The following is a 22621-nucleotide window of genomic DNA, read 5'->3' as shown; positions in this document are numbered from 1 at the left end:
CTGCGGAGCCGTAGCAAGGACGTTTTTTGAGGAAGAAATCTATCACCGCCTTCACAACCAACAGTGATAGATTCACAAATCGCTACAGGCTCAGACTGCGTGTTTTACCTGTTCATCCAGCAGTTGAGGTATTATATCGGCAAGATTTTGCGAAAGTTTACGCCTTTTTACCGCTCTGGAAGGGGGTTGGCACAAACTACAAACAAAACTGTTTTTAGGTTGATGAGCGTGAGTAATAAACATCCCTTTACAGCAATTACATGACGACAGTTGCAACATACCGCTGTCAACAAACCGGACTAATGTCCAGGCCCGCGTCAATGCCAACAGTGGGGAATCGCTCTGTGGCGCGCACTGTTCCAAGTAAAGTCGATAAGATTTAATAACCGCTTCAACACCGCTGCACTGCCCATTCTTGATTAAAAAGCTGTAAGCGTTGTAGAACATTGATGAATGAATATTCTGTTCCCAGGTCATAAACCAATCCGTTGAAAAAGGTAACATTCCCTTTGGCGGCGGACTTCCTCTAAGTTCTTTGTACAGTTTAATCAAACGTCCGCGACTTAACTGAGTTTCACTTTCCAGCATCTGTAAACGAGCACCGAGCGAAATGAGCTCCATCGCCAATTGGATGTCTTTCGCTTCCTGAACAATACTTTTCTCCGCCATTACTTATGCCCTTTTCTTAGGCAGGTTTTCTTCTTTCGAAGTTAACTGTTGTAATAAGTTACTCGACAACAGAATCCCCGTATGAATTTGCTGTAAATCATCCACACGTGATTCCTGAGTCAAGACTTTGATTGTATTGTGATCGTTAAAGCGGAAATGGCATATCAGTTGGTTAGTTTCTGCCAATTTGACCATCTGCGGCAAAGTCAGTTGCATCAAGATATCTGCCATCTCGTCATTGATTCCTAGACGAAACATTGCAGAAGCTTTTTCATCATTAATTAAGCGTTGCGCCAGTAACAAATAAGACAGATTAATGTCATAAATGTGTTTGAGTAATTCAGAGGTACCCATATTTCCCATCCCGACAGGCTATGTTTAGAACATAAGTTAGGTGATAGACCATATCGCCCAGTTCGAAAATCACTCTCCATTGATGGCATAAAAAACTATCGGTGCCAGATACTGCGAGTTACTACTTTATCATTTATTATTCGGGCAATCGTTACTTACCAACTTTACGCATCACGCTACGAATCCATTCATCCGTTGCTTTCTCGTCCTGCCTGAAGACTCTTCCCGACCAAGCATAGGATTAATCCTAAAACAGCGCAACTGTACCGCCTAATCCGTAGCACATACAACGCGACTGAAGAATGATTTTGGCAATTATGTGACATGGATCACATAATTGGAAGTCTTATGAGTCAAACCGTGTCTGGTCAGATCACTTTTATGCTTATTTTCGTGCCAGAAACGCACACTAAACGTTACAAAAAAGAGCATTGAAAATAATCAAAAGAAAACAATTCGGTTGCTATATAAATGATAGATATACAAAAATTCATTATACCCAAAAGACATACCGTTATGTAAGTTTATATCTTTCACTAAAAACTTACACTTTTTACCCAAAAAACTATTAACTACATGTTACGAAGCAAAATTTATCTATCTCTTGCCAACCCGTTGTTACCGCGATAACAAAGTATATAGATCTAGCGGCGAAAGGACGAAAATAACTTAATATATTGATATAAAATGGTTTTGTTAACGATGGGAATGGATTGCAGTAGCTGACCGAATGAAGCCATACGAAACAACCGTATGACTTCAACGATCTCAAACGTCCTGCTACAGGATAGGTCTGCGGGATGATATGTTAATTGTATATAGCGTCATTGATTAGATCGTGTCTTCACGACACGGTTAACCAGCCAAATGCCTGAACATACCAGAACGAGTGCAAAGAAATATTTCCACTCTAAGATGCTCTCATTAAGAAAAAGCGCTGACAGTAGTGTCCCAGACACCGGAATGAGAAAATTAAATGGTGCAACCATACCGACTCGATTATATTTCAGCAATTGGCTCCATAATGAAAAAGCGACTGAAGAGAGCAAAACAAGGTAGCCTAGCATTAGCACAGCCTTCCAATCAGGTATGATAAGTGATCCGCCTGTACAATATCCTGATATCGTTAAAATGATCCCCCCAATACCGAGTTGATAACCGGTCATGACAGTTGGATCCATCGTTTGTGATATCCGCTTACCATATATAGTCGATGCAGACAAAATAAATGCTGCAATAACGACGAACCCATCACCTAATAGTGTAAAACCAATATTCATTCCATTACTGTTGATATTAACGGCCATCACACCAGCAAAACCTAATATACAGCCAATTATCTTATTGATATTTAATTTATCGTTTTGGTACAAATAATGAGCAAGCAGCACGCTAAAAAAAGTACTGGTGGCATTCATGATCGAACCTTTAACACCCGTGGTATAAGCCAGACCAATATAGAAAAAAACATACTGTAATGATGTCTGAAATGTTCCCAGTATTGTTAGCTGAGCTAATTGCCCACGCTGGAAACGCCCTATAGACCGCCCGCTTAACACGGCAAGCACCAACAGCAGGAACCCGGCAAACGCGAATCGATAACCCGCGAAGACCAGTTTTCCAGGAATATCATTATCCGCAATGTGAAAAAGCTCATAGCCATTTTTAATTGCCGGATAAGCACTACCCCACAGCAAACAACATAATGTAGCGATAAAAAAAACTACTTTTTTATCAGAAAAAAAATGCGTGCGCTTTTCCAAGAAAGGTCCCTCCAAAGATTGATTTCCCATAATAACGTTGAATGCCAGACAAATAAAGTAAGGGAGCCGAACCCTTTATTTTTCATTATCAATCTGTATGATTTCGCATCACGTAATTTTCTTTTCTTTTTAAAGAGTTAAAAACGTGATCGGGATCTCATCGAATTTGATTAAGGTTTCTCAATATATGCCGATTATCTTTTACATTGGTTGTTTAGCTAATGAATTGTCATTAATGTAGATACTAAAGCCTAAACGCCAATGCCGCCGCTAGTGGCATGGTAAATCATAATTTCCTGAGAATGAGCGAATGGATATGAAAATAACTTCAAGGTCTGAGCAGCACGTCGAGGCTGGCATGCTGAGCAATTTACGGCTAGTTCCCTTATTCGTCATTATTCTGGGTGGTATCATGCTGTTATTTGCAGCATCTATCGGCACATCCAGCTACTTTTTACAAAGCAGCAATCAGTCATTAGATGACGTCACGCAAGAAATTGATACCCGAATGGGGATTTCAAACAGTTCCAACCACCTTCGCACCGCGCGTTTATTGCTAATCCAGGCGGCAGCGGCTGCGCGTATTGGCGACTCCCAGGTCTTCAATGACAACCTGAAGCAAGCTGAACAGCGTATGGAACAGTCTAAAAAAGCCTTCCTTGTCTATGAGGAGCGTGCGGTTAAAACACCTCAGGATATGGCGTTAGACGCCGATTTACGCAAATCCTATGATGCTTATGTCAATCAAGGTCTTATGCTGATGCTTACTGCAGCGAAACAAGGGCTGTTTGAAGAAGTCATCACTCTCGAATCTGAAGAAACTCGGGTTTTAGATTTGGCCTATAATAAATTTTTACTAGAAGCCGTCTCTTACCGCACACAGAGAGCAAAAGAATTAAACGAAACGGCGCATAAAAACGCGCTACTCGGCTATTCGTTGATGGGGGGCAGTTTCGCTCTGGCCACCATCTTAACGCTTCTGACATTCTTCCTTCTGAGAGGGGTTCTCATCAAGCCAATGAATCAATTGGTCATGAGAATTCAGCGCATTGCGCAGGGTGATCTGACTCAAATGTCGGATCGTTATGGCAGAAATGAAATTGGCACCCTCGCCAGCAATGTTCAACAAATGCAGTCTTCCCTAGTTACTACCGTCACAACCGTTCGGGAAAGCGCGGATTCTATTTATCAAGGTTCAACGGAGATCTCATCCGGTAACACCGACCTCTCCTCGCGCACCGAACAACAAGCCGCAGCGCTTGAACAAACTGCGGCAAGCATGGAACAATTAACCGCAACCGTGAAGCAAAACTCAGAGAATGCGCACCACGCAAGTCAACTCGCGGCGAATGCCTCTGGAAAAGCCAAACAGGGCGGCGAAATTGTTGCAAACGTTGTCAATACGATGAACAGCATTTCGGGTAGCTCAAAGAAAATATCTGAGATTACCAGTGTCATTAACAGCATAGCTTTCCAAACTAATATTCTCGCACTTAATGCTGCGGTTGAAGCAGCCAGAGCAGGAGAACAAGGTCGTGGTTTTGCTGTTGTAGCCAGTGAGGTGCGCAGCCTCGCACAGCGTAGTGCACAAGCCGCAAAAGAGATAGAAACGCTGATTTCCGAGTCGGTCAACCTGGTCAACAGTGGTTCTGTTCTTGTTGATAACGCCGGTCAAACGATGAAAGAGATTGTCGATGCCGTTACTAACGTCACCGACATCATGGGTGAAATTGCCTCGGCTTCTGACGAACAAAGCCGGGGAATTACTCAGGTCGGACAGGCCATATCTGAAATGGATAGTGTGACACAGCAGAATGCTTCACTCGTTCAGGAAGCCAGTGCCGCTGCTGCATCGCTAGAAGAACAAGCCGCATTGCTTACCCGAGCAGTTGCAACATTTAAGTTATCCAGCCATTTATCAAGTGGTCATTCAGCCCCTACCCAGCCGAACGCACTAGCGACCAAGGGCCGTTCATCACTCGCGCTTCCTCGCCAAGCCAATACAGAAAACAGTAACTGGGAAACGTTCTAATACTGGAACCAAAATTCACGGCGAGCATTGTTCAATCAGACAATGCTCGCACATTGATATGTGCCCCTTTACTCTTTTTCCGGCAACGTTTTTGGCTCAACAAACGTACCATCTTTACTGTCTACTTCATTAAAAAACCAGACGCCAGCTGGATAATCCTTTAATGCCACTAAATACATGATCCCTTCCTGAAACGTTTCCACAGCCAGAATTGTACCTTCCCGTCGCATCTTCCCATCGGTTTTAACAGTAACCAGATCATTAACTTTCATAAATTTATCTCAAAATAGCTTCTAACATCAAAAAAACAGCATTATCATTTACAACTACGGTAATAATAGTACCTGCATGAAATGATTAATTTTATTTATTTTTAACAACGACATGTTGACCCTCTCTGTCATTAAATATCGATTACTCAGGCAAAAAATTGATCGTTTCTATCCTAGTACATCCGACATATTCGCAAAAGAGATTAAAAGTTGAACGAACTACTGAACGTTAATGAACAGAGAGATAACGGTGAGTCCGGCTACAATAAAGTCATAACATCAGAATGGAGGCAATTGATAGCCACAACCTCACAACAATCTTTTAATCTACTGCGCACCCTCGCCGATCAGAAAGCATCCGACTTTGCTGACGAGTTCTACACCTACATGCTCAAGGATCAAGAAGCATCACTTTTTCTCTCCAGCCAGCAAGTCCATGATCGACTCCACGGTTCAATGAGCAAATGGATAAAAGCCATTTTAACGAATACAGGGGAACATCTGGCAGACTTGATTAACCATCAAAAGAAAGTTGGCCAGATTCATGCACGTATTGGTATTCCCGTCGATCTGGTTGAACGCGGCGCACGGCGTCTGAAATGGCACCTTTATGAAGACATCGCACAGGTGGCAGATGATAAAGCGCTATGCTTTGATGCCATGCGTTTCGCTTCTATCTCTATGGATATCGCCATAGAAATAATGAGTAAAACATATTCGCAATCACACGATCTTGCAGCTAAGAATGAAGAATCCTATCGGCTATTTTCTATTTTGGAAAATGCCAGTATGGAGAGAGAACGGCAGAATGCATCACTGCTAAATTGGGAGAACGCCTTTATTTTTAGTGTTGCTACCGGTACTCCGCTTTCCAGCATTCAGGATTTGAGTGATTCGGATTTTGGCCTATGGTTTAACCATAAAGGGAAATCCAGTTTCAGCAACATCCAGGGTATCCGTACTATCGCGACAATTATGACTGAAACCGATGAGTATATTCGCAGTTATAGTAATACCGCTCTACTGACACAGCAGGATTACGCACCTCTACTTAAAGCGGTCAGAAGTAAAATCTATAAAATAAACATGCTGTTGGGATCGCTATTTGACGAAGTCCAAAAACTGGAGAGTGGCAAAGATACGTTAACCCTCCTGCTAAATCGCCGTTTCCTGCCAACGATTCTTCGCCATGAAATATCACTGGCAATGCATTCAAATACGCCACTCAGCATCGCCATGATTGATATTGACCATTTTAAATCCGTCAATGACACCTATGGCCATACTGCTGGCGATAAAATCCTGAAAAGGATTGCAGAAGTTCTGTATGAAAGCACACGAAACAGCGACTATGTATTCCGTTATGGCGGGGAAGAATTCATGATCGTGCTCATAGAGACGCCCAAAGTTGCCGCTCACACCATCATCGAACGACTGAGAAAGAAAATCCAGGCTCTCTCTATTCATCTTCAAAACGGTGAAAGCGTTAGGATGACCATCAGCGCGGGCATTGCCGTGTATAGTGGGCATCCCGATTATGAATGCCTGATAAAGGCAGCAGACGATGCACTCTATCAGGCCAAGGCCAATGGCAGAAACAGGATCGAATACGCATCGGAATAGCCATTCTGGCTTATTGCAAACCTGCACTTCAGTCCATATTAGAAAAAGAATAGCGCTCTATTCATCATCGCAGGTTTGCACCATATCCCTAACTAAACAGATGATTTCCCCTCCATTGAACAAATTGACAGCATGAAAACTATAAACCAACGATTTTACTAACCAACCCGCCAGAAATTTGATACATATTCAATAAATAGGCATGATCGTCGACAATGCTTCATGCAGTAAATTTTTCATAACTTGATCTTATTTTACACTGGGGAGGAACAAGCATTGCAGCGACAGCAGGTTTCATCGTCAAGAATCGATTCGATTGGGTATGACCCAAAGGCGCACACCCTTGAGATAGCGTTTCATAACAAAGATATCTATCAATATGTTGGCGTACCAGAATCTATTTATAAAAAGTTTATTTCTGACGCTGTCGTCTCTAAAGGTCGTTTCTTTGATGGCGTGATAAAAGATAAATACTTATGCCGGAAAAACAAATAGGTAAAATTCAGTAACAGCCGTTTTGCTATTTATCGCCGTCTCTTAACGGCCGAAGTGATGCTGTAGGTTGTCATGTGGGCACCACAAGCCCAAGCAGGGCAATCTGAAGGCCGTAAGGACAATACTGGCGCGATCCATAGGCTGGAGATATTACTCGTGAGTCAGATCCTTGCCGTTATCGACCTTTGTACAACAATGAGCACAGATAGCAGTTGTCGCGCAGCCATCAGCTTTGATCCCCATACCCTTCACTTCATTCCTATGTGCAACCTGCGTTCTCCAATTTCCGCATAAGACACACAGTTCAAGACTACCTACGGCAGACAGTCATTTTTTGCCCGCATAGATAACGCGGGTGGGCTATGGGCGATACCCAGTGAGCTATGTAGACGTACCTCGTTATATTCTGTGCACCAGTCTTCGGTGAGCACGCGTACTTCAGACAACATTCTGAGCAGATAAAATTAATAGCGTTTTGCTTGACGGCATCATTTGCCAGATGGAATTGCTGCCTCATAGTGCACTTTGCAGGGTGACCGCTGAATACAGAAAATCGCTTGCGCCATTAAACGTCAGTGACTGGGGATTTGATACGTTTTTTTGCGCCATTGGTTTATCTCCGTTGGCGCAGCTGTTGATAGTTGTTCAGGCCATCAGCAGCACTTATATATTGTTATTGTAAACTTGGCTTACTCGATAACCGGCACGTTCTAACATTTGTGTGAAGAGCGTCGGTGTTCCGATTATCTCTTCTAGTTTCAGAGGCATAAATGAAATCGTATCACCCTGCCGATACGTTAGTGCCCGGTCAAATTCTGGAAAATCCTTAAACGTCGCGATAACGACATGGTCACGGCATCGCACAACGGCGTAACCTGAACCTGGTAGTTTTATTGCCAATCCATCACCTTAACCAACTGTATATTAATACAGTTGTGTATATTATATGAAATGTTTCAATTTGCAACCAAAAGTCCCACCGAATCGGGCTTGGTGTATTCTTTTAGTATTTATTCGGATCTTGTATGCCCGATTACCCACCGTTTTAGATCAGCGCCCAGCCGACCTAGTATTTACTCCATAATCGACCAAGACTTGCATCAATACCACTCTAGGGGTTTTGTCGATTTGTAGCATTATGTTGGACTTTAATCTGGATGCGATAGTAGCGCTCATTAACTGGTTCTGTTTGTAATAAATCGTCAACTGTTTACCAAAATTTTTGGTAGTTAGGTCATGAACTCTGCTTCCACACTCATCAGTTAGTCTCATGTTTATACGCTCTGGATACGCTTCTTCATTATCATGAAATTCTAAAGACTCCACACAATCAGAGGGAAAGCGGTAACTTTCATCATCCACTCGGAAAATAAAATCACCACCAGAAGCACTGGCTGCTGACGAGTAAAGTAATGCAAGGCTTGAAAACAATCCGAACTTGGTTTTCATTATCCTCCCCGTGTTGGAGGGGAAGTATATCAAGCAGTTTTCTCATGTGCTGCACACAACTCTGGCAGATTCGAACTCCCCAAGGCTTCAGCAAACGGAGGCGGAACGGCGTTGCCAGAGCGTACCACCTGTTTGTCTTTGGCGTATATCACGCCACGAAAATCCTGATCGATGATGTACCATTCTGGGAATCCCTGAGCTGCATACAGTTCATGTGGTTGTAACATGCGCATTCCAACATCAACGATCTGATAATCAATGCCCTCAACCGTCACCAACCCGAATCTGATGCGGCCGCAGTATTTCCACACTCGAGTTTTGATTTCACCTTTCACGATCTTAAGGCTAAAGGGGTTTCTGATCTAGATGGGACGCTGGCAGAGAAACAGGCGATATCGGGTCATATAACGATCAGCCAAACTGCGCGATATGACCGTAAAATACCAATTGTTCCGGTTGTTGGCGGTCGGAATAAAAATTCAAGATAATTGCTTATTTACCAAACACGCAAAAACCATATTAGGAAGAATATTAGGAAAGGGAATTTCAGGCACAAAAAAACCGCCTCTCGGCGGTCTACGACATTGCACGCAATGTGCTTATTTTAATTCGTTTTAAATCAATGGTGCCCGGGGCGGGACTTGAACCCGCACAGCGCGAACGCCGAGGGATTTTAAATCCCTTGTGTCTACCGATTTCACCACCCGGGCTTAAATATTGGAGGCGCGTTCCGGAGTCGAACCGGACTAGACGGATTTGCAATCCGCTACATAACCGCTTTGTTAACGCGCCAAAATATTCAGGTCTTAGTAACCAACATCCGCAAATGCCGATGCTTTAAATTGGAGCGGGAAACGAGACTCGAACTCGCGACCCCGACCTTGGCAAGGTCGTGCTCTACCAACTGAGCTATTCCCGCAACACAGAACTCACTGATTTATCTAACTTCTTACAAACCAGCGTTGCTGTTGATGCGGTGCATTCTACTGACCTGACGCGATGAGTCAACAGAATTATCAAGCAACCGCATTCGTTTGCTGGTTTTTACGGCGCTTCGATCAAGGTTCAAGCAAATCGTGGCGCGCAGCGTTCAAATATTGAAACATGGACCAAAAGGTCAGTACTGCTGCTATGTACAACGCCACAACGCCAACACCTTCAACAATACGTTCTGGACGCCATAACAAAGCAAAAAGCGCCATCATCTGAGCCGTGGTTTTAACTTTCCCTATCCACGACACGGCAACGCTACTTCTCTTGCCAATTTCAGCCATCCACTCGCGCAATGCTGAAATAATGATTTCCCGCGCGATCATCGTTGCAGCAGGCAGAGTAATCCACCAGGAATGGTAATATTCCGCAACCAACACCAGCGCGACAGCCACCATTACTTTATCCGCAACAGGATCGAGGAATGCACCAAAACGCGTGGTTTGTTTCCAGCGGCGAGCGAGGAAACCATCAAACCAATCCGTCACGGCAGCAAACACGAAAATCAACGCGCAGAGCAGCGGTGCCCAGACGAATGGAAGATAAAACGCCAGCACGAAAAACGGAATAAGAGCAACACGAAACAGGGTAAGCAACGTCGGTATATTAAATTGCATAGCGCTTAGGTAACTATCTGGCTGGAGTGGATACTAGGAGTATGTTGCTACATTGTCCCTAGTGTTTCAATGCATGGAAGATTTTTTCTGCCAATACGTGCGAAATTCCTGGAACATTTGCAATCTCCTCAATGCTGGCATTCATCAAAGGCTGTAGCCCTCCCATGTATTTCAGCAGGGTTTGGCGGCGTTTAGGGCCGACACCTTCAATGAGCTCCAGCGTACTGGTGTTTTTTACTTTTGCTCTCTTCTTACGATGCCCACCAATCGCGTGGTCATGCGAATCATCACGAATATGCTGGATAACATGCAATGCAGGAGAATCAGCGGGCAATGCTACGCCCTCACCTGTCGCCTCAAAAAACAGTGTTTCTAGCCCGGCTTTACGATCGCTGCCTTTCGCAACACCAAGTAGCAGAGGCTTGTTTTTATCCCACGATACCTGCAACGAGTCAAACACAGCCTGAGCTTGGCCGAGTTGCCCTTTCCCACCATCGATCACAATGACGTCAGGTATTTTGCTATCATCTAACGCTTTACCATATCGGCGCCGGAGGACTTGCGCCATGGCAGCATAATCATCACCTGGCGTGATACCACTGATATTATAGCGGCGATATTCAGAACGTAGCGGACCGTTTGCATCAAATACCACGCAGGATGCCACAGTCTGCTCACCCATAGTATGACTGATGTCAAAACACTCCATTCGGTGGATTTCGGGCAACTGCAAAACGTTGGCTAATGCAGCCAAACGCTGATGAATGGTAGATTGCTGGGACAATTTTGTGACCAGCGCCGTAGCAGCATTCGTCCGCGCCAGTTTTAAATAACGAGCACGATCGCCGCGGGGCTTCGTCTGAATTTGTACTTTTCTTCCTGCGACGGTCGTTAGAGACTCTGTCAGCAACTCTTTGTCTGGCAAAGTGAAATCGAGCAGAATTTCTGTGGGAAGTGTTCGACCTAAACTTCCTTGTAAATAGAATTGCCCAACAAAAGTTTGTACCACTTCTCCCAATTCCGTACCACCAGGCACTTTGGGGAAATAGCTCCGGCTGCCAAGCACTTTTCCCTGTCGGATGAAAAGGACATATACGCAGGCCATGCCAGCATCAAAAGCGACACTGATAACATCCAAATCTTCGCCATCACCGGAAACAAATTGTTTTTCCGTTACACGTCGAACCGCTTGGATCTGATCGCGTATTCGTGCTGCATCTTCAAAATGCAGGTCACGACTTGCCGACTCCATCCGTAAGATAAGTTGATTCAGTACTTGCTGATCCTTGCCAGACAAGAACAGGCGAACATAGTCAACCTGCTGCTGATAATCTTCTTCGCTAACCAAACCGCTAACACAAGGCCCAAGGCAGCGGCCAATTTGATATTGAAGGCAGGGGCGAGAGCGGTTGCGGTAAACACTATTTTCACACTGACGTACTGGAAACAGTTTTTGCAACAATATTAGCGTTTCGCGCACGGCATTTCCGTTAGGGAACGGGCCGAAGTATTCGCCCTTCGCATGCTTAGCGCCACGATGAACGGTCAGGCGAGGATGAGCATCACCACTCAGGAAGATCATGGGATAGGATTTATCATCGCGTAACAAGACGTTATAACGCGGCTGATAAAGCTTAATATAGTTGTGTTCTAGCAGTAAGGCTTCGGTTTCTGTATGCGTGATCGTGACATCAATATGCTTGATGCTTTTGACTAACGCCTCGGTTTTACGGCTGGCAACATTACTGCGGAAATAGCTGGCGAGTCGCTTTTTTAAGTCTTTTGCCTTACCAACATAGATAACCGTATTACCGGCATCGTACATGCGGTAGACGCCAGGCTGGCTCGTTACCGTTTTTAAAAATGCCGAAGCATCGAAACTCTCACTCACTACTTAACAATGTCTCCGCGGTAAAAAGCCCATGCTTGATAGCCAAATGTGTCAATTCTACGTCACCATTGATATTCAGCTTGCTAAACATGCGATAACGATAGCTGTTCACTGTTTTAGGGCTAAGATTGAGCTGATCTGAGATTTCAGTCACTTTCTGCCCTTTCGTTATCATTAGCATAATCTGTAATTCGCGTTCAGACAAACACTCAAGCGGCGCATCCGTCTGCGGTTCCAACTGGCTTAATGCCATCTGTTGAGCAATATCCGAAGCGATGTACCGTTTTCCTGCATGCACCGCTCGAATTGCGGAGATCACTTCCTGAGGGGCAGCTGCTTTACTAACATATCCTGCGGCACCCGCCTGCATCACTTTAGCAGGTAATGGATTCTCCGTATAAATGGTAAGCATGATGACTTTTATATCTGGAGTAAAACGCAAGATTTTACGCGTTGCTTCAAGCCCACCAATGCCAGGCATGCTCATGTCCATAAGCACAACATCAACATCATTGCTTCGACACCATTTAACGGCATCTTCACCACAGCATGCCTCACCAACCACTTTCAGACCTTTGATATCGTCAAGAATGCGTCGTATCCCTGCCCGCACCAGTTCATGGTCATCAACAAGAAAAACGCTAATCAAAGAATAATTCTCCAAAAAAGGGAGTAACACTTACATGAAAAGTTGCGTGCAGGTGATACTACGTTGGTTTCAAAAAATAATGAACACAGATTTATATGAATATGTATTTTAAAATATGCCGAGAAAGAATAAAGCGCATTTCCCAATCATAACAATATATCATTCAACTGAGGGTGTATGTTGATCACACTCTTAACATTTCAAATATACCGAGCAGTATAAACAGTTCCGTGGCACAAAATGTATGAAAAACAATGCGAATCAAATGGCATGCAATTGGCTTTATATCTTAAATGTCAATAAAAAGTCACTATTGTAAGCAGGGTGTTGCTGGAAAATTTATCACAGCCTACGAATATATTATATAAATAATATATTCAGGGAAAAACATCCATAGTGAACATCATATGTATTAAACGAAACACATCTATAGCCTTTGCCACCCCAAAACGTCCAAAATATAGACGCTATTTTAATAAGTTAAATGCATAAAAAACAGGCACTAAAATGGCGTTATCAACGAATAATATCAATCCATTATATGCTTTATGGTATACTCCCCTCATCTGGTTCTGCCTGTCGTGTCAGCGGTAACGCCCGCAGCAGGCGAAGGAAAACATCTTTTTCTTGTTGAGGAGAAAACATGAGCAACGCAGATTTTTCTACTGCCGCATCCGCTGAAACTCTGGCCCATGAGGTTACCTGCCTGAAAGCTATGGTTACGCTGTTATTAAAAGCTATCGGCCAGGCGGATGCCGGTAAAGTCATCATCAATATGGAAAGATATATTGCTCAATTGGACAATGCAGAGCAAGCGGCCGTTTTTGATAACACGATTAAACAAATCAAAACCAGCTACCGCCAATAGCACTAGTTGCTACACCGCCATCTCAGTAATTTGATCTGGCGGTGTAGTGATATTTAGCATTATCATTTTTTATTTAAAAATAGAGACTCTCGTCTATTTGTTTTCGATGCTGATGAGTTTAAGAAGTAGCGCCTCTTCTTTCTTTTTATATTGCGTTAATTCCGTCACCAATACTTTATCCAGGAACTGTTTTCTGGAAAGCGCTTTTCTTTCATCAACCAAGTCTCTCAACTCAGTAAAGCATTCATTTATTTTGTACTCTTTCGAACTTTCCGTACAAATTATCTCATGGATTGCCTGGCTTAGTTCAGACAACGAGATAACCGATTTTGGGTCCTGGTGACTTTTTTCTATGACAGCCAGTAATTTTTCGAATCCCATATGAACCTCCGAAATCAAGCAGAAACTTGCTTATGGCTAACCAGGAAACTTCAGCTACCTCTAAACGCCGCCCCCCAGTGGATGTAAACACAATCCTGTGTATGCAGCTCGCAACATTATCTGCGATCTGTTGACTATCCCATCTGTTAAGCATAGCACTTTCTCACCACTCTTCGGAGAGCATAGGACACATCTTAAGTAAACGGTACAATACCTTTCAGGTATACCATCAACCACGTTATATTTTCGTTCAATGCTAAAGCGAAATATGAATAAAAATAGGCATAGCTCGCCGTATGAACTAACCAGGAATAATCGTGAAAAATATTAGATAGAATAAATAACGAGGATTTTATAATCAGCAAAAAAGCGATTAACCTGTAGAATGGACATAATGAAATAGAATAATTACAAATTGAAAATAAATATGTAAATCATTGAAATTGTTGGTGGGTCGTGCAGGGTTCGAACCTGCGACCAATTGATTAAGAGTCAACTGCTCTACCAACTGAGCTAACGACCCAACGGGGAGGATTATTCTCCTCCCGAGCGCACCTGTCAAATATTTCATATTAATTTTTTATACGGACTAATAGCATTGTTAGCGGCTGGCAATTTTGTTAACCTGCTCGGTCAATATATCTATGCCTTTCATCCTTTTATATCCTCTTCATTTTAGGGCGAAAAAACATACGGCATCACCTTACATCATTATCTGCCCGCTTTATGCCAGGCAATCTCAGGCATTCGCTGTAATAAGTGCTGCCGTTGCGCTATCTTATTCGTTTCTCTTTTCGCAAATGAGAGCCGCCAAAGAGCTCAAAAAAACATCACAGACAGAAACAGGAAAGTGTACTTACATGGTCGAAAAATCAAAAGAAGCCGCAGACCTTGCCCCTGAAGAGGGAGAGGGACTGCAACGGAATCTGACTAACCGTCATATTCAACTCATCGCCATAGGCGGAGCGATCGGCACTGGGCTATTCATGGGCTCGGGCAAAACAATCAGTATGGCTGGCCCTTCGATCATCTTCGTTTATATGATCATTGGTTTTATGCTGTTTTTTGTCATGCGCGCAATGGGAGAATTATTACTCTCCAATCTCAACTATAAGTCATTCAGCGATTTCGCCGCTGACCTACTCGGGCCATGGGCTGGGTTCTTTACTGGCTGGACTTACTGGTTCTGCTGGGTCGTAACTGGAATTGCAGATGTCGTAGCTATTAGCGCCTACTCTCAGTTCTGGTTCCCCGATTTATCGCAGTGGGTCTCCTCCCTACTTTGCGTTCTACTATTACTGACGCTAAATCTGGCAACCGTAAAACTGTTTGGCGAGATGGAATTCTGGTTCGCAATGATAAAAATTGTCGCTATCGTTGCGTTAATCGTGGTCGGTGTCGCACTGGTCATGATGCAGTTCTCTTCCCCATCAGGAAACGTCGCCTCTTTCACCAACCTATGGAATGATGGCGGCATGTTCCCTAAAGGGATAAGTGGTTTCTTTGCCGGATTCCAGATAGCCGTATTTGCATTTGTTGGTATCGAGCTGGTTGGTACTACCGCCGCTGAAACTAAAAATCCGAAGGTCGTGCTACCCCGTGCTATTAACGCTATTCCGATTCGCATCATCATGTTTTATGTTTTTGCATTGATCATGATTATGTCCGTGACACCGTGGAGTGCAATTACTGCAGATCGCAGTCCTTTCGTAGAAATGTTCGTTCTTGTGGGCTTACCTGCGGCTGCCAGTATGATCAACTTCGTCGTGTTGACGTCGGCGGCATCCTCAGCCAATAGCGGCGTATTCTCAACTAGCCGCATGCTCTTTGGCCTTGCTAAACAAGGTGATGCCCCGAAAAGCTTCGGCATGCTTTCTAAACGCGCCGTTCCTTCGACTGGACTGATGTTTTCCTGTATTTGTTTGCTCTCAGGCGTGGTGTTGATCTACCTGATTCCGAACGTAATGACCGTCTTTACGCTAGTGACTACCGTCTCTGCGATTTTATTCATGTTCATCTGGAGCATCATCCTATGCTCTTACCTGACATACCGTAAAAAACGCCCTCAACTACATGCAGAGTCATCATATAAAATGCCATTAGGTATTTTTATGTGCTGGGTATGTCTGGCCTTTTTCGCATTTGTTATTGTACTGTTAACGCTACAGCCAGATACTCGCCAGGCGCTTATTGTTACGCCGCTATGGTTTATTGTTCTGACTATTGCTTATCAGTTTATTCGTCGGAAAAAGCAGGCTGTTGATGTGAAATAAATCGTATAAATGCAAGAAAGGCGCGGACAACGTCGGCGCCTTCAATTTTTTTCAGCAAAGTCACGCATAGCACAAGTATTCTCTATTATTGGATATAAATAATTCTCAATTGATGTGTAGGAATTAATATGCGATCAATTAATGTCATCACCATTGATATATAAGAAAGTTATTCCCGCAATGAAACGGTTGTGATTCGATTGATGTTTTTTGCCAATAATTCGAAAGCTAAGCAATAATGTTCATCTTTCCGCTGTGAGGCATCAGCAACCACACCTTCTATTTTTTTATTTAACTCATTGATTTTAGTATCATCAAGTGTTGAAACGATGGCAGAAATCAGCATCTCTAACGATTCGATCTTTGCGTTAAGCGCTTTTTCTCCAACTTCTTTTTCTGCCAGCTTTATTAAAAGATGAGAGAGGATATTATTCATTTGAACTCCTTAATCAAAAAAATAACCGTCATACACCCATAAGGCAACACCTGTTCTTTGGTGCACAGGATTAAAGAAAACATAACGAAGATTAATGTAACACTGTGAATGGCCTGACCGCTAGTGTCTATTAGCATTTTAAGGAAATCATATTCACATTGCGGCAATAAAATGAAGCTGCGGATAAATAAACCAAATAAATAAAAAAACTAAAAAAGCATTTTATTTTTAAGAAAAACATCACCATTTGAAAGAAGCTAGATAATGCTTTTTTTGTGATGTATCCCACAAAAAAGCATATAAACCAGACAGAACATCTGAGAAGAAAATTTGATTAGTAGCCAGCCATCGGGAAATGGCTGGCCCTATGACTAACGCTTACGCACTCATTGACTGCCGCGCACCACTTACCGCATCCTTTGCCTGTTCGCACTGCGACAATATTGTCTGTGCATGAGAATAAAGAATTTTCCCCGCCTCGGTGGGCGTAACACCACGCCGACTCCGTACCAACAGCTGTTTTTCTAGTTCACTCTCCAGCGTCGCGACCTGCTGGCTCAGCGCCGGTTGTGCAATATGCAACAACTCAGCAGCCTGTGTCAGGCTACCGATATCAACGATTTTCACAAAGTACTTGAGCCGTCTAAGATTCATGTCTGCCTCCTGAGTAGTTACCCTAAAGAGGTAGCAAAAAGCGCGCCACATTATATTTCAATACCTAAGAAAAAGTGATACCTCATTGATAAGCCACAGGTAAAATAAGGAAAAGCAATGATTCTGCTAATCAACACCCCCGATTTTGTATGAGAAACCACTCATCAAGCCAATACCAGCATGCACCATCTTAAAGCAATACCTGCTATTTTAGGGTGCAGGCCTGCCCACTACTCAACGCATTTCATTGCTTTTCGGTGCTCAACTTGAGCAATAATTTCAATATGTTGGTTATTAGTTCGGCAATCAAACACATCGAGCGATAACAGTCTTTGACAACCCGAAACGCTCCCGCTATTATCCATCGCACTTAACCGATTCCTCTGTAGTTCAGTCGGTAGAACGGCGGACTGTTAATCCGTATGTCACTGGTTCGAGTCCAGTCAGAGGAGCCAAATTAGAAAATCCCGCTTAAGGAAACTTAAGCGGGATTTTTGCTTTTATCTCATATATTCAATACGTTCTACCTTAACATCGTTCCTAATACATATTCGATTTCTCCCTCGCATCGGGAGAATTTGGTGGTCAGATTTGGGGTCAAGTTGGTTCGATGACGGAGTGACCCCCAAATGTCTCTTAACGACTCAAAAATCCGCAATGTAAAACCATCCGCAAAGCCCTTCAAGGTTTCCGATTCTTACGGTTCGTACCTTTTAGTTAATCCAGTCTGTTTACGTCTCTGGTATCTCAAATATCGTATCAATAGAAAAGAATCCCGCCTCGGCCTAGGTACCTATCCTGATGTCTCTCTGGCCAACGCCTATCAGACGCGACTATCTTGCCCTGCCACTGGAGCGCCTTCCTGCCGACGTTGCATGTGTTCATCCTGAAAAATTAGGACCGCTTTGGCTCAGAGCGGACATTTCAGCTTTGCCCTTCCCCTGACATCTGAACTTAGCCTTGACACCAGAACCAAGTAATTAGCCCTGCGCACTCATACGGGTCAAACGCGCCTCATGGCTTCATAACGATGCGACCAAGCGGTTTCGCTGTCTCGGCGAATTCGTGGGCCGCGGCAGCATTGGCCAGGGGAAAAATGCGGTCAATGACAACCCTGATTCGTCCTGCTGCTACAGCCTGCAACATGTCGTCCACACTTGCCCGAACTCCGGGCCTTTCAAAAAGGGGTCCCATGAATACCCCCATGAGTGTCTGGTTAGACTGCATTGGCGGCCACAAGTCGACAGTCAGGCTGCCACCGCCCGCATTACCGACGAAGACGAGACGTCCTTCCAGAGCGAGTGCAGAAAGCGAAACAGGCAACGTCGTCCCCACCGGATCGATGACGAGGTCAACACCGGTGCCATCGGTGTACTGTCGGACACTGTTCACGACGTTATTCTCTGCACGATCCACGACATGATCGGCACCAAGTTCAAGCAACCGGCTTCTTCGCTGCGTTCCGCTTGCCACGGCGATAACCGTGGCACCTGCTTGTGAGGCAAGCTGAACGGCCGCAAGCCCCACGCCACCAGCTGCTGCCTGAATAAGGACAGTTTCTCCACGCCGGAGCATGCCTCGTGTGAAGAGGCAATGGTATGCGGTTCCAAAAGAAATCGGTAACACCGCCGCTTCTGCCGTATCCACCCCATCTGGTATAAGCCAAGTTCGTTCCGCAGGCACAGCCCAACGTTCCGCATGTGATCCCTGCATGTTAAAAGCAGCGACTCTGTCCCCAACCGTACGGCTACGGACGTTCGATCCCACTGCAACAACTGTGCCCGCGGCCGCGTAGCCGACGACCCATGAAGGAAGAGGCGGCGGAGTTGAACGGCGGTTGATCAGATCGCCACCTTCAATCGAGATAGCCTCGACAGAAATAAGGATGTCGTCAGGCCCTGTGACCGGATCGGGGATATCGACATATTTCAGGACGCCGGGAGCGCCTTCCACGTCATAAACCGCTGCTTTCATAAATATTCCTTTGTCTCATCAGTAAATCCAGACCAGTCTGGCAAACCATCCCGATCCGGCATATAGCACTTCAGAAATATCTTTGTTGCCTCTACAGGCAGCGCGGGCTGCCCTGCTGAATTTTCGACTGGCGGAAAAACCCGTAACTCTTAGGGCAGCCTGGCAATCACCTTAATCTCAAACTTGAATCCGTAAAGCCACGTCACGCCGATCCCGGTCAACGTAGGGTAAGGCGCTTCCCCCCAATATTCTGGCAGGATACTCCAGATAGTGTCGAGGTTTGACTCGGGATCGACGACAAAGAGGGTAACGTCAACCACGTCACCGAACGTGCAGCCCGCAGCCGTGAGAACAGCATTAAGGTTATCGAATGCCAGCCTGACCTGCGCGTTTAGATCCTGTTCAGGCGAACCATCCTCTCGGCTACCAACCTGCCCCGAAACAAACAAGAAGCCGTTAGATTTGATGGCTGGTGAATACCGATTGCGCTCATAGAGCACCTGTCGACCAAAGGGAAAAACTGCTTCGCGTGTTGTCATGTTTATACCTTTGCAATGGGGCGAAATCAGCCCAATGAATATAAAGACACTTTACAGGTACCAGATCGGGTGGATAAACAAGCGACTTTGTCCATCATTGTTTGTAAAATCCAAACAATCGGTGAAAAGAGAGGATAAGGAATGGATCGTTTCGATGCGATGCGCGCCTTTGCTCGTGTGGTGGAGGCAGGTAGCTTCACAAAGGCTGCCCAAACACTTCATATGAGCAAAACCACGGTGACACAACTCATTCAGCAGTTGGAAGCGCGCCTGCGCGTCAAGTTACTCCATCGCACCACCCGCAAGCTCGGTGTCACTCCTGATGGCGCGGCCTACTACGAGCGCGTTATCCGCATCCTGGCGGACATGGAGGATGCTGAAAACAGCCTGTCAAGTACGGCGATTACGCCCAGAGGACGGCTACGGGTGGATGTGCCCAGTCCGTTGGCCCGCTTTGTGTTGGTGCCGGCGCTACCGGCTTTCCACGCACGCTACCCTGATATCCAGTTCGACATGGGCGTGAGCGACCGGGTGGTGGATCTGATCGGCGACAATGTGGATTGCGTCTTGCGCGGTGGCGAAATCAACGACCAGTCCCTGATCGCACGTCATGTCGGCGATTTGCAAATTGGTGTTTATGTCGCACCGAGTTATGTGGAACGCCTTGGTGCCCCGGCACATCCGCGAGAGCTGGAAAACACGGACCATCGCATTGTGGGATTCTTGTCCTCACGCACCGGCAAAATTGATTCTCTGGTACTGCACAGTGAGAATGAACAGATTGAAATCAAGAGCAGCTATGTGCTTGCAGTAGATGATGGCAATGCTTACCTCGAAGCAGGGTTAGCTGGGTTAGGCGTGATTGCGCTGCCAGTCTATATGGCGGCAGCACATCAGGCTTGTGGCTCATTGATTCCGCTATTTGAACAGTGGCGTATTAATCCAATGCCCCTGTATCTGGCATTTCCGCCGAACCGCCATGTCAACGCCAAACTGCGAGTTTTTATTGATTGGATCGTTGAATTGATGCAGCAACATGTCCCCAATTCCAACCATAAGTAACTACATCCCAGCCCTCTGATTCGCTCATTAGCGTCGATTGGTGGTCAGATTTGGGGTCAGGTTGGTTCGATGACGGAATGATTCCAATGTCTCTTAACTGCTCAAAAATCCGCAACGTAAAGTCATCCGTAAAATCCTTCAACGTGTCCGATTATTACGGTCTGTACCTTTTGGTTAATCCAGGCAGTTCACGCCTCTGACATCTCAACTATCCAATCAATAGAAAAGAATCCCACCTCAGCTTAGGTACCTATTCTTATGTTTCTGCCGCCCTGTTTGCACCGATGTTAGAGGACGGAATCACTGGAAAAAGGAGAAGAGAAAGAAGCCAATAATGAGTGTAAACCACGGCTAAATAGACCTTCAGTTACCGTTGAAGCCAGAATAAATATCTGATATTCATCGAGCAGTTTTGAATGAAAATACATCATCAAACACGAGCCAAGGTTAACAGAAATGCGACACCACTCTATAGCCCGTCTTACCCGAGTAATTGTCACCACTGCATTGTTTTGTTTCACCTTTTCCTCCATCGCAGCACAACAAAATGTTTCACTGAAAAATCAGCAATTCGAAGGCCTGATCAGAGAACCACTTTCGTTGCTGGTAACGCTGGATACTGGTCAGCCAGCGATACTGGATGCATTTGTCACCCGGCCAGTCGGTCAGACAAAGCTCCCTGTGGCGGTGATCACGAACGGAACTGTGGGTACTGCCGAATTCGATCGCTGGGAAATGAATCCAAATCGCGAATCATCAGCCGCGCTTGCCTTTGCACGCCACGGTTATGCTGCTGTTACCGTTCTGCGGGAAGGCTACGGCTATTCAAGTGGCGGGGCTGAATATTTAGATGGTTCCTGTAAGCAGCCGCTGCATAAGCTGGCAGGAGAAAAAGACACCAGGGATATACTGGCCGCGCTTGAAGCAATAAGGCACCAGCCCTGGGCCTCTCCTGATAAAGCAGTCCTCACAGGCATGTCGGCAGGCGGCTTTGCGGTTCTGGCAACTGGCGCAGTTAATCCTCCCGGCGTTCAAGCGATAATCAATTTTGACGGAGGAAGGGGTTCTATCGACGGCAAATCACTTTGTGATAGACCCGGTCTGATTAAAGCATTCACCAGCTATGGTGTAACAGCGCGCATCCCTTCTCTATGGCTCTATTCCAGCAATGATAAATCTTTCACCCCGGAAATGGGCAGGGCATTTTATGAAGCCTATCGCAGTGGTGGAGGTAAAGCTGAATTTACTGAAATGCCTGCTTTTGGAAACAATGGACACGTTTTTATGGATACGGCTCCAGAGAATTTCTGGTGGAAACGCGTGGCGGTTTTCCTTGCACAGCAACACTTACCATCAGAGGAAGCAATGGCCTTGCCAGTAACCCATCTCGTTTCCCCCTCAAACCTTAATAACCTCGCAGGCAAAGAAGCGTTCAGAAAATATGAAACGGCACGGCTTTATGAAAAAGCTTTTGCGACAGGCAGGGACGGTGCATGGGGAACGGCATACTGGGCGCGAACTGGCCACGAAGCGGCTGATGCAGCCATCAGAAACTGCGAAAAATTCCAGCACAAAGGAGCGACCAACTGCACGGTCTATGCCATCAATGATCAGGTTGTAGTCGAGTAGA

Annotated in this window: 19 protein-coding genes, 5 tRNA genes and 5 pseudogenes; 10 read left to right on the top strand and 19 right to left on the bottom strand. The window is 45.1% G+C overall.

Annotation, left to right across the window (positions count from 1 at the left end):
• Positions 1 to 90: 90 nt before the first annotated feature.
• The 3 genes from flhC to CLR69_RS02125 all read right to left on the bottom strand — a co-directional run bounded on the left by flhC (position 91) and on the right by CLR69_RS02125 (position 2816).
• Positions 91 to 669 (bottom strand): flagellar transcriptional regulator FlhC, encoded by a 579-nt coding sequence (gene flhC / locus CLR69_RS02135; RefSeq protein ID WP_005970730.1) that lies wholly within the window; start codon positions 667 to 669, stop codon positions 91 to 93.
• A gap of 3 nt (positions 670 to 672) precedes the next feature.
• On the bottom strand, positions 673 to 1023 hold the full coding sequence (gene flhD, locus CLR69_RS02130) for a flagellar transcriptional regulator FlhD (RefSeq protein ID WP_010279486.1): 351 nt from the start codon (positions 1021 to 1023) through the stop codon (positions 673 to 675).
• Positions 1024 to 1847: 824 nt separating this feature from the next.
• Positions 1848 to 2816, bottom strand: coding sequence for a DMT family transporter (locus tag CLR69_RS02125; protein ID WP_197730527.1), 969 nt, complete (start codon positions 2814 to 2816; stop codon positions 1848 to 1850).
• A gap of 280 nt (positions 2817 to 3096) precedes the next feature.
• Between CLR69_RS02125 and CLR69_RS02120 the strand changes: the two genes are divergently transcribed.
• Complete coding sequence (locus CLR69_RS02120) at positions 3097 to 4818, top strand: methyl-accepting chemotaxis protein (RefSeq protein ID WP_129705787.1); 1722 nt, start codon at positions 3097 to 3099, stop codon at positions 4816 to 4818.
• Between the two features lie 68 nt (positions 4819 to 4886).
• On the opposite strand, the gene dsrB is transcribed toward CLR69_RS02120, so the two are convergent.
• Positions 4887 to 5090 carry a protein DsrB gene (dsrB, locus tag CLR69_RS02115; protein WP_129705785.1) on the bottom strand — a complete coding sequence of 68 codons (204 nt, stop codon included), beginning with the start codon at positions 5088 to 5090 and terminating at the stop codon, positions 4887 to 4889.
• A 210-nt stretch (positions 5091 to 5300) separates the two neighbouring features.
• Here dsrB and CLR69_RS02110 point away from each other — a divergent pair, with 210 nt between their 5' ends.
• Complete coding sequence (locus CLR69_RS02110; protein ID WP_129711770.1) at positions 5301 to 6713, top strand: diguanylate cyclase; 1413 nt, start codon at positions 5301 to 5303, stop codon at positions 6711 to 6713.
• Positions 6714 to 6989: 276 nt separating this feature from the next.
• Positions 6990 to 7208, top strand: coding sequence for a KTSC domain-containing protein (locus CLR69_RS02105; protein ID WP_129711771.1), 219 nt, complete (start codon positions 6990 to 6992; stop codon positions 7206 to 7208).
• Positions 7209 to 7522: 314 nt separating this feature from the next.
• Here the strand turns inward: CLR69_RS02105 and CLR69_RS23385 are convergent.
• The 9 genes and pseudogenes from CLR69_RS23385 to uvrY form a co-directional block, all read right to left on the bottom strand.
• Positions 7523 to 7669 (bottom strand): annotated as a pseudogene (locus CLR69_RS23385) (integrase core domain-containing protein); the annotation flags it as partial.
• Positions 7670 to 8258: 589 nt separating this feature from the next.
• Positions 8259 to 8657, bottom strand: coding sequence for an Insecticidal toxin complex protein tccz (locus CLR69_RS02085; RefSeq protein WP_129711773.1), 399 nt, complete (start codon positions 8655 to 8657; stop codon positions 8259 to 8261).
• 29 nt (positions 8658 to 8686) lie between these two features.
• Positions 8687 to 8944, bottom strand: a pseudogene (locus CLR69_RS02080) (DNA cytosine methyltransferase); the annotation flags it as partial.
• A 336-nt stretch (positions 8945 to 9280) separates the two neighbouring features.
• Positions 9281 to 9367, bottom strand: a tRNA-Leu gene (locus tag CLR69_RS02070).
• 8 nt (positions 9368 to 9375) lie between these two features.
• Positions 9376 to 9449: transfer RNA gene (locus tag CLR69_RS02065), tRNA-Cys, on the bottom strand.
• 51 nt (positions 9450 to 9500) lie between these two features.
• Positions 9501 to 9576 (bottom strand) — tRNA-Gly (locus CLR69_RS02060).
• Positions 9577 to 9715: 139 nt separating this feature from the next.
• Positions 9716 to 10264: a CDP-diacylglycerol--glycerol-3-phosphate 3-phosphatidyltransferase gene (gene pgsA, locus CLR69_RS02055; RefSeq protein ID WP_010279374.1), complete on the bottom strand. Its 549-nt coding sequence runs from the start codon at positions 10262 to 10264 to the stop codon at positions 9716 to 9718.
• A 58-nt stretch (positions 10265 to 10322) separates the two neighbouring features.
• Positions 10323 to 12155: an excinuclease ABC subunit UvrC gene (uvrC, locus tag CLR69_RS02050; protein ID WP_129711774.1), complete on the bottom strand. Its 1833-nt coding sequence runs from the start codon at positions 12153 to 12155 to the stop codon at positions 10323 to 10325.
• Positions 12148 to 12804, bottom strand: a complete 657-nt coding sequence (gene uvrY / locus CLR69_RS02045; protein ID WP_010279369.1) for a UvrY/SirA/GacA family response regulator transcription factor — start codon at positions 12802 to 12804, stop codon at positions 12148 to 12150. The genes uvrC and uvrY overlap by 8 nt, the downstream gene beginning before the upstream one ends.
• 643 nt (positions 12805 to 13447) lie before the next feature.
• On the opposite strand from uvrY, the gene CLR69_RS02040 reads away from it, so the two are divergent.
• On the top strand, positions 13448 to 13672 hold the full coding sequence (locus CLR69_RS02040; RefSeq protein WP_129705747.1) for a DUF2594 family protein: 225 nt from the start codon (positions 13448 to 13450) through the stop codon (positions 13670 to 13672).
• Between the two features lie 93 nt (positions 13673 to 13765).
• On the opposite strand, the gene CLR69_RS02035 is transcribed toward CLR69_RS02040, so the two are convergent.
• Positions 13766 to 14053, bottom strand: coding sequence for a hypothetical protein (locus tag CLR69_RS02035; RefSeq protein ID WP_129705745.1), 288 nt, complete (start codon positions 14051 to 14053; stop codon positions 13766 to 13768).
• A 447-nt stretch (positions 14054 to 14500) separates the two neighbouring features.
• Positions 14501 to 14576 (bottom strand) — tRNA-Lys (locus CLR69_RS02030).
• Positions 14577 to 14913: 337 nt separating this feature from the next.
• On the opposite strand from CLR69_RS02030, the gene cycA reads away from it, so the two are divergent.
• Complete coding sequence (cycA, locus tag CLR69_RS02025) at positions 14914 to 16326, top strand: D-serine/D-alanine/glycine transporter (protein WP_129711775.1); 1413 nt, start codon at positions 14914 to 14916, stop codon at positions 16324 to 16326.
• Between the two features lie 169 nt (positions 16327 to 16495).
• On the opposite strand, the gene iraP is transcribed toward cycA, so the two are convergent.
• Together iraP and CLR69_RS02015 are read right to left on the bottom strand one after the other, a co-directional pair.
• Positions 16496 to 16762, bottom strand: a complete 267-nt coding sequence (gene iraP / locus CLR69_RS02020) for an anti-adapter protein IraP (protein ID WP_129705741.1) — start codon at positions 16760 to 16762, stop codon at positions 16496 to 16498.
• 384 nt (positions 16763 to 17146) lie between these two features.
• A pseudogene (locus CLR69_RS02015) lies at positions 17147 to 17416 on the bottom strand (LysR family transcriptional regulator); the annotation flags it as partial.
• A 379-nt stretch (positions 17417 to 17795) separates the two neighbouring features.
• On the opposite strand from CLR69_RS02015, the gene CLR69_RS02010 reads away from it, so the two are divergent.
• Together CLR69_RS02010 and CLR69_RS23075 are read left to right on the top strand one after the other, a co-directional pair.
• A tRNA-Asn gene (locus CLR69_RS02010) sits at positions 17796 to 17871 on the top strand.
• A 174-nt stretch (positions 17872 to 18045) separates the two neighbouring features.
• Positions 18046 to 18249 (top strand): annotated as a pseudogene (locus tag CLR69_RS23075) (Arm DNA-binding domain-containing protein); the annotation flags it as partial.
• Positions 18250 to 18430: 181 nt separating this feature from the next.
• Here CLR69_RS23075 and CLR69_RS02000 read toward each other — a convergent pair.
• Both CLR69_RS02000 and CLR69_RS01995 read right to left on the bottom strand, forming a co-directional pair.
• Positions 18431 to 19390, bottom strand: coding sequence for a quinone oxidoreductase family protein (locus CLR69_RS02000; RefSeq protein ID WP_129711776.1), 960 nt, complete (start codon positions 19388 to 19390; stop codon positions 18431 to 18433).
• Positions 19391 to 19539: 149 nt separating this feature from the next.
• Positions 19540 to 19929, bottom strand: a complete 390-nt coding sequence (locus CLR69_RS01995) for a RidA family protein (RefSeq protein WP_129705662.1) — start codon at positions 19927 to 19929, stop codon at positions 19540 to 19542.
• 141 nt (positions 19930 to 20070) lie between these two features.
• Here CLR69_RS01995 and CLR69_RS01990 point away from each other — a divergent pair, with 141 nt between their 5' ends.
• The 3 genes and pseudogenes from CLR69_RS01990 to CLR69_RS01980 all read left to right on the top strand — a co-directional run bounded on the left by CLR69_RS01990 (position 20071) and on the right by CLR69_RS01980 (position 22620).
• Positions 20071 to 20991, top strand: a complete 921-nt coding sequence (locus CLR69_RS01990) for a LysR family transcriptional regulator (RefSeq protein WP_129711777.1) — start codon at positions 20071 to 20073, stop codon at positions 20989 to 20991.
• 86 nt (positions 20992 to 21077) lie between these two features.
• Positions 21078 to 21293, top strand: a pseudogene (locus tag CLR69_RS23070) (Arm DNA-binding domain-containing protein); the annotation flags it as partial.
• Between the two features lie 154 nt (positions 21294 to 21447).
• Complete coding sequence (locus CLR69_RS01980) at positions 21448 to 22620, top strand: CocE/NonD family hydrolase (RefSeq protein ID WP_129711778.1); 1173 nt, start codon at positions 21448 to 21450, stop codon at positions 22618 to 22620.
• The last annotated feature ends 1 nt before the right edge of the window (position 22621 follow it).

The sequence above is a fragment of the Pectobacterium zantedeschiae genome (genome assembly GCF_004137795.1).
Classification (GTDB): domain Bacteria; phylum Pseudomonadota; class Gammaproteobacteria; order Enterobacterales; family Enterobacteriaceae; genus Pectobacterium; species Pectobacterium zantedeschiae.
Note: the sequence above shows the minus strand (reverse complement) of the source record. Positions and strands in the feature narration are given on the sequence as shown.

Bases quoted from the DNA above. Each gene is read 5' to 3' on its own strand.
- cycA (WP_129711775.1), top strand. From the start codon at position 14,914: ATGGTCGAAAAATCAAAAGAAGCCGCAGACCTTGCCCCTGAAGAGGGA.
- CLR69_RS02085 (WP_129711773.1), bottom strand. From the start codon at position 8,657: ATGAAAACCAAGTTCGGATTGTTTTCAAGCCTTGCATTACTTTACTCG.
- CLR69_RS01995 (WP_129705662.1), bottom strand. From the start codon at position 19,929: ATGACAACACGCGAAGCAGTTTTTCCCTTTGGTCGACAGGTGCTCTAT.
- flhD (WP_010279486.1), bottom strand. From the start codon at position 1,023: ATGGGTACCTCTGAATTACTCAAACACATTTATGACATTAATCTGTCT.
- CLR69_RS02120 (WP_129705787.1), top strand. From the start codon at position 3,097: ATGGATATGAAAATAACTTCAAGGTCTGAGCAGCACGTCGAGGCTGGC.
- CLR69_RS01990 (WP_129711777.1), top strand. From the start codon at position 20,071: ATGGATCGTTTCGATGCGATGCGCGCCTTTGCTCGTGTGGTGGAGGCA.
- CLR69_RS02125 (WP_197730527.1), bottom strand. From the start codon at position 2,816: ATGGGAAATCAATCTTTGGAGGGACCTTTCTTGGAAAAGCGCACGCAT.
- CLR69_RS02000 (WP_129711776.1), bottom strand. From the start codon at position 19,390: ATGAAAGCAGCGGTTTATGACGTGGAAGGCGCTCCCGGCGTCCTGAAA.
- CLR69_RS02035 (WP_129705745.1), bottom strand. From the start codon at position 14,053: ATGGGATTCGAAAAATTACTGGCTGTCATAGAAAAAAGTCACCAGGAC.
- iraP (WP_129705741.1), bottom strand. From the start codon at position 16,762: ATGAATAATATCCTCTCTCATCTTTTAATAAAGCTGGCAGAAAAAGAA.
- pgsA (WP_010279374.1), bottom strand. From the start codon at position 10,264: ATGCAATTTAATATACCGACGTTGCTTACCCTGTTTCGTGTTGCTCTT.
- flhC (WP_005970730.1), bottom strand. From the start codon at position 669: ATGGCGGAGAAAAGTATTGTTCAGGAAGCGAAAGACATCCAATTGGCG.
- CLR69_RS02040 (WP_129705747.1), top strand. From the start codon at position 13,448: ATGAGCAACGCAGATTTTTCTACTGCCGCATCCGCTGAAACTCTGGCC.
- CLR69_RS01980 (WP_129711778.1), top strand. From the start codon at position 21,448: ATGCGACACCACTCTATAGCCCGTCTTACCCGAGTAATTGTCACCACT.
- dsrB (WP_129705785.1), bottom strand. From the start codon at position 5,090: ATGAAAGTTAATGATCTGGTTACTGTTAAAACCGATGGGAAGATGCGA.